At 50.5% G+C, this 6,048-nt stretch carries 8 protein-coding genes; 4 read left to right on the top strand and 4 right to left on the bottom strand.

From position 1 onward, the window contains the following. On the top strand, positions 1-307 hold a 307-nt coding region (locus D6694_14520; GenBank protein RMH35757.1), incomplete at its 5' end, for a demethoxyubiquinone hydroxylase family protein. Here D6694_14520 and D6694_14515 read toward each other — a convergent pair. Next, on the bottom strand, positions 304-705 hold the full coding sequence (locus D6694_14515) for a hypothetical protein (GenBank protein ID RMH35759.1): 402 nt from the start codon (positions 703-705) through the stop codon (positions 304-306). The two genes, D6694_14520 and D6694_14515, sit on opposite strands and share 4 nt — an antisense overlap. Positions 706-837: 132 nt before the next feature. On the opposite strand from D6694_14515, the gene D6694_14510 reads away from it, so the two are divergent. Then, complete coding sequence (locus D6694_14510; protein RMH35756.1) at positions 838-1,473, top strand: cAMP-activated global transcriptional regulator CRP; 636 nt, start codon at positions 838-840, stop codon at positions 1,471-1,473. Here D6694_14510 and D6694_14505 read toward each other — a convergent pair. After that, positions 1,460-2,047, bottom strand: a complete 588-nt coding sequence (locus D6694_14505) for an aminodeoxychorismate/anthranilate synthase component II (protein ID RMH35758.1) — start codon at positions 2,045-2,047, stop codon at positions 1,460-1,462. The genes D6694_14510 and D6694_14505 overlap by 14 nt on opposite strands. 174 nt (positions 2,048-2,221) lie before the next feature. On the opposite strand from D6694_14505, the gene purE reads away from it, so the two are divergent. Next, on the top strand, positions 2,222-2,710 hold the full coding sequence (gene purE, locus D6694_14500; protein ID RMH35755.1) for a 5-(carboxyamino)imidazole ribonucleotide mutase: 489 nt from the start codon (positions 2,222-2,224) through the stop codon (positions 2,708-2,710). Beyond that, positions 2,707-3,852 (top strand): ATP-grasp domain-containing protein, encoded by a 1,146-nt coding sequence (locus tag D6694_14495; GenBank protein ID RMH35754.1) that lies wholly within the window; start codon positions 2,707-2,709, stop codon positions 3,850-3,852. The genes purE and D6694_14495 overlap by 4 nt, the downstream gene beginning before the upstream one ends. Here the strand turns inward: D6694_14495 and D6694_14490 are convergent. Continuing rightward, positions 3,847-4,521 carry a ribulose-phosphate 3-epimerase gene (locus D6694_14490; protein ID RMH35753.1) on the bottom strand — a complete coding sequence of 225 codons (675 nt, stop codon included), beginning with the start codon at positions 4,519-4,521 and terminating at the stop codon, positions 3,847-3,849. The genes D6694_14495 and D6694_14490 overlap by 6 nt on opposite strands. Positions 4,522-4,598: 77 nt before the next feature. Further along, positions 4,599-5,909: a YihY/virulence factor BrkB family protein gene (locus D6694_14485; GenBank protein ID RMH35752.1), complete on the bottom strand. Its 1,311-nt coding sequence runs from the start codon at positions 5,907-5,909 to the stop codon at positions 4,599-4,601. Positions 5,910-6,048: the final 139 nt, after the last annotated feature.

Here is a 6,048-nt window from a genome sequence, read left to right as displayed (position 1 = left end):
TCTGGACCCACTATTTTATCTTGGCAGCCTTGCTATTGGTGCAACAGCGGGTCTGGTCGGCGACAAATGGAGCCTTGGCTTCGTAGCAGAAACAGAAAAACAGGTTGTCAAGCACATTGATTCGCATTTAGAACAGCTGCCGGAAAAAGATATCCGCAGCCGTAAAATTCTTGAGGTGATGCGCTCGGATGAGCTTAGCCATGCCACCAATGCCACCGCGGCTGGCGGCGCAGCGCTACCAGCCCCGGTTCGTACGGCGATGCACTGGTTGGCTAAAGTCATGACGACCACAACCTACTATATTTAGTCTTCTTCAATTTCGACGCGATAGGTAATGGTTACGCGCCCGGCGAGCATATGGGAGACGCTGCAGTATTTTTCCATGGAAAGCGAAACGGCGCGTTCAGCCGCCCGCCGAGTGATATTTTTGCCGCACACTCGGTAGTTCAAACAAATGTGCGTAAACACGCGAGGGATCTGCTCTGCGCGCTGCGCTTCTACTTCCACCCCGCAGTGAGAGACTTCACATCGGCTTTTTTTCAAGATGGAGACAACATCGACTGAAGAACAACCGGCAACCGCAGCCAACACCAATTCCATCGGCGTGGGCGCTTGTTTTGCCTCCGCACTCATCTCAACTTTATGGCCATGTTGCGTTGTGGCCACAAAATTTTCATCACCTGTCCATTGCACATTGACCTGCATCTTCATCTCCTAGTGTTTAGGTTGGTAGCTGACGAGGGCTTTCCCCTATTCATCCCAAAAATGTGTATACTAACTGAAGCGCGATGCCTTCCCAAATCGTGCGAACTAGATCTTGCATGGAGCTACGATGGAATGAATTTGCCACGCACTCTCGCTCAAGACGAACTGATCACCTGGTTTCTAGGGCATTGTCACCGGAGACACTATCCTGCCAAGTCCACGTTGATATACGCCGGAGATCATTCGGACACGCTCTATTTTGTTGTTAATGGTTCAGTGACCGTGCTAATCGAAGACAGCGAAGGGAAAGAGTTAGTGCTGGCTTATCTTAATCAAGGTGATTTTTTTGGCGAAATGGGATTGTTTGCGCCAGAAGAAGTCAGATCGGCCTGGGTGCGCACCAAGACTGAAGCGGACGTTGCCGAAATTTCTTATCACAAATTTCTCCAACTGGCACAGGAGCGACCAGAGCTTCTCATGCGTCTGACGCGACAACTGGCGCAACGGCTCCAGTTGACCAGTCGAAAAGTTGGCGATCTCGCTTTCCTGGATGTGACCGGTCGCATCGCACGAGCACTACTCGATCTGTGCCAACAGCCAGATGCAATGACCCATCCTGACGGAATGCAAATTAAGATCACACGCCAAGAACTCGGTCGTATCGTCGGCTGTTCGCGAGAGATGGTGGGTCGTGTGCTTAAGGTACTTGAAGAACAAGGCCATGTCCGAGTACGAGGCAAAACCATTGTTGTGCTTAATGCACGCTGAGCACTTTTTGTTCGAGGAAATTCTGCAAGATTTGGTGCCCGTACTCGCTCAGAATGGCTTCGGGATGGAACTGGACGCCAAACACTGGAAACGCTTGATGCTCAAATGCCATCAATAGCTTGTCAGCATCATCAACGAATGCGGTGGCTCGCAAGCAATCTGGTAATGTTTCCCGTTCAACAATCAATGAGTGGTAACGTGTCACCGAGATCACTGGGGGCAATCCGGCGAATAAACGCCCGCCATCGTGTCGAATCAAACTGGTTTTGCCATGCATCACTTTGGGTGCCCGTATGACTTTGCCGCCAAATGCCACACCGATGCACTGCATACCAAGACACACCCCTAGGATCGGTACCTTTTGATGAAAGTGGCGAACTACCTCGACACTGATACCGGCTTCTTTGGGTGAACAAGGGCCCGGGGAGATAACGATTGCTTCCGGCGCGAGATTTTCAATCTCTTCCAGGGTTATCGCGTCATTGCGACGCACTATGACCTCTTCCCCCAAAGTCGCTAGATAATCCACCAAATTAAAGGTGAAAGAGTCATAGTTATCGATCATCAATATCATTGACAACTCTTTGGTCAAAACTGTACTTTGCTCGCTATTGTGCCGCCGATTCACTTTTGACGCTAGCGGTCTGATCAGACTAGGCCATGTGTTCATGCCATCCACATGATGCTGTACTTTTACCAAAATGTGCTATAATCCGCCGCTTTCCATAAATGAGCGGACACAGCAACCATGGCAAAGGTCGCGATTATCATGGGCTCACGTTCGGATTGGCCGACTATGAAAGCGGCCGCCGAGATGCTTGATACTTTGAACGTCGATTATCATGTCCAAGTGGTTTCTGCCCATCGTACGCCGCAACTTATGGCCGCTTTTGCAGAAAATGCAGAACGCGAAGGCTATGCTGTGATTATCGCTGGGGCAGGCGGTGCCGCCCATTTGCCCGGCATGGTGGCCGCGCATACCACGCTTCCGGTGCTCGGCGTGCCCGTACAATCAAAGGCGCTCAACGGGCTGGATTCGTTGCTGTCCATCGTTCAGATGCCCAAAGGCGTCGCGGTTGGCACCTTAGCAATTGGCTCAGCTGGCGCCGCGAATGCTGGCTTACTGGCTGCGCAAATTCTCGCTATTTCTGATCCGGCGCTCCGCGAACGAATTCGCGACTTTCGTTTACAACAAACCAACGACGTGCTCAACCACCCTGATCCACGCATCTCATGAAAATACTCACGATCGGTAAAGGGCAGCTGGCCATGTTGCTCGCCGGTGCCGCACACAAACAACAACATCAACTGCTCGCGTGGGACTTGCGCACTGAGCAAGCCTATGACTTCAGCAATCACGTCTGGGTGACGGACAGTTTTGATTTATGCTGTCAGCAGGCCGATGTGATTACCGCAGAACTTGAGGACATCACTCCACTTGGCAATACCCTTGAACCATACCACGCGAAAATGTTTCCATCAGCTAACGCCCTGCTGTCGCTGGCTTTTCGCGATACCGAAAAAGCCGTCATGGACAGTTTGGGCATTGAACATGCAGCGACAGCACAAGTCAGCGACATCGCGCAGTTGATGCGCGCGCTTGAGGCGCTAGACCACAAGGCTGTTATAAAGGCCGTTCGCAGTGGCTATGACGGTAAAGGCCAATGGCGCAGCCACACAAAAGAAGACTTACCGCACTTACTAGACCAGATTGAACAATTTTGGCAGCAATGTCCCGACATCTCACTGGTGGTGGAGCGATTTGTACCCTTTACCGCTGAAGTGTCAATCATTGGCAGCCGCGATCGCCATGGCAGCGTTGCCTTTTTTCCGCTGACCACTAACTTCCACGATGGCGGAATTTTGCAAATTTCTCTCGGTGGCATGCCATTTCCTTGGTCATATTTGCAAAGCAAAGCAGAAGCCATATTTAAGAGACTCACCGATGCACTTGACTACGTTGGCACCTTAGCCATCGAATTTTTCGTCGAGGGTAGGGAACTCGTGGTCAACGAAATCGCCCCACGTGTGCACAATTCCGGACATTGGACAACGGATGGTGCAGATATTAGTCAGTTTGACAATCACATTGCAGCGATTACCGGCCAAGCCGTCAGCGCACCTCATCGGGTAAAACCAACGATCATGCTGAATGTCATCGGTCAACCGAACATCGATCCGCATCTTCTGAATGCCCCCGAAGTGCGATGCTATTGGTATGAGAAATCACTCCGCCCAGGTCGGAAAATGGGCCATATCAACGTCGCGGCTGAAAGTACCGGTGATTTACTTGATATTCTGGAGAAATACAATCCTTATTGGCCTGACAATGTGAAATCGACTTTACAAGAGGCGAAAACTTTACTGCGCGCGTCATAAGCGCGCGCGATTGACCGCCTCTTTCATTGCCTGAATGATCACTTGATAATCCGGTGCACCAAATATCGCCGAGCCAGCGACAAACGTATCCGCACCGGCTCGCGCAATGGTTTCAATATTGTTGACCTTGACGCCACCATCCACCTGCAATCGAATCTCTCGACCACTGTCATCAATCATACGCCGCACGGATTGGATTTTTTCAAGCATGGATTCAATAAATGTCTGCCCGCCAAAACCGGGATTCACCGTCATGACGAGTATCATATCGATCTTGTCCATGACATAGTCAAGTACACTCAATGGTGTCGCCGGATTGAGCGCGATACCCGCCTGACAGCCGGCGTCTCGAATCAGTTGAATCGTTCTATCCACATGCTTCGACGCTTCCGGATGAAAAGAAATGGAGCTTGCCCCCGCCGTCACAAAATCACCGATAATACGATCGACAGGTTCAACCATAAGATGCACATCAATTGGTGCTTGAATGCCGTAATTGCGAAGGGCTTGGCAAACCAACGGACCAACGGTCAAATTAGGCACGTAATGGTTATCCATTACGTCGAAATGGACCCAGTCAGCACCCGCTTGCAGTACGTTGTGAACTTCCTCACCAAGGCGAGCAAAATCAGCGGATAGGATGGAGGGCGCGATGATCGTTTCTTTCATTGATAACTGTCCGTACACATCCAAAGGTAATTATTTTACCTGACGTATGCCCCGCATACGACCCCAAAACATTCGGCTTATTCATCCCCTACAAAACCATCTTCTAAAGTTTCCAATACCTGCGCCAAGGATCGCTCATCAGGCGCAGCCTTAAGGGTCTTGAGGGCCAGCTGCTCATATTGGCTCCCAGAAAGAGTGGTGCTTTGCTCCGGAAAAAGCAGCCATTGATCAACGAATTGATGCCATGGAATGGACGCGAAATCCTTTTGGCAGTGCCATCCATCTGGCTGGTGCGCGACAATCTTCATCTCCTCAAGTACCTGTGCAACGTCCTCTATCACTTTCGGCGGAAGACGCTGTGCTGTGCTTAATTGCGAAATGGCCACAGGCCCTGCACCACGTTTGAAGTTAAGCCATACAGTTCGCAAAAACCAAAGTGTCATTGTCAAACGCTGCACTATGGACAGTGGTAATCGCTGTAGGTGCGCCAATAATTGGTATGGATTTTGGTGGTAGTAGGCAATGCGAGCACCGAGCAATAAGACTAGCCAACTAAGATACACCCAAATCATAAATAGGATCGGCGTGGCCAAGGCAGAATATATCGCAGTATATTGTCCGGATTTTACGACAAGAGCACCGAACAATAGCCCGCTGGTTTGCCATAAGACACCTGCCGTTATCCCACCAACCAACGCGCTCGAAAACTTGACCGACGTGTTTGGCATTATCATATAAAAAGAAGCGAACGCGAATGCAATGAACAATGTTGGTGCCAGTTTCACCACAGCCCAAATCAGCCAGTTGAACCAACCATATTTCACAACCATTTCAACATAAGGGCTGTGAGAAACCATGGCCCAAATGGCCAACGCGCCAAACACAAAAACCGGTGTCAGAACCAGGGTGCCTATGTAATGAGTGACTTTTTGGGAGAGCGTCCGTGAGGCGCCTATATGCCAGGTCTCATTGAAACTTGACTCAATCTTGTTCAGAAGATCGAAGACTGCGTAAAGAAGGAAAATAAGCCCAAGCCCCCCTATCACACTGACGTCCAGTTGATCGACGAAGCGTAACAAACGCTCAACGATCTCGTGCCCCTTTTCACCCAACGGCTCCACGAGCTGAAGCATCAGTGGCTCCAGACTATGATGGACACCGAACGCCTTTAAAAACGAAAAGCTGACCGCCAATAGAGGCACGAGAGATAACAACGTCATAAAAGCCAAGCCCATGGCTTGCATGCTGAGATCACGCCGTTTCCAATCTTTTCGGATCGCATACAAGACTCGCCCCACCCCTATGGCAAGACGCCAGAGGACGTTAAGCTCTCGGTCGCGCTCAGGCGAACCAAAATGCCGATGCCATTGTGATGAAAGACCGTGCATGGAAGGACCGGGGAAACTTGCCTTGCATCCAAGCTAGCCGATAGCACACTATTGTGCAAGCCCAAGACCCGATTCTGGGGCCGCAATGTCGATTGCGTTTAAGCAAATAAAAAAGCCCAGTCTTTTGGACTGGGCTTTG

Source organism: Gammaproteobacteria bacterium (assembly GCA_003696665.1).
In the GTDB taxonomy this organism is placed as follows: Bacteria; Pseudomonadota; Gammaproteobacteria; order Enterobacterales.
The sequence above is the reverse complement of the archived record's forward strand: the minus strand, read 5'-3'. Positions and strand labels throughout refer to the sequence as shown.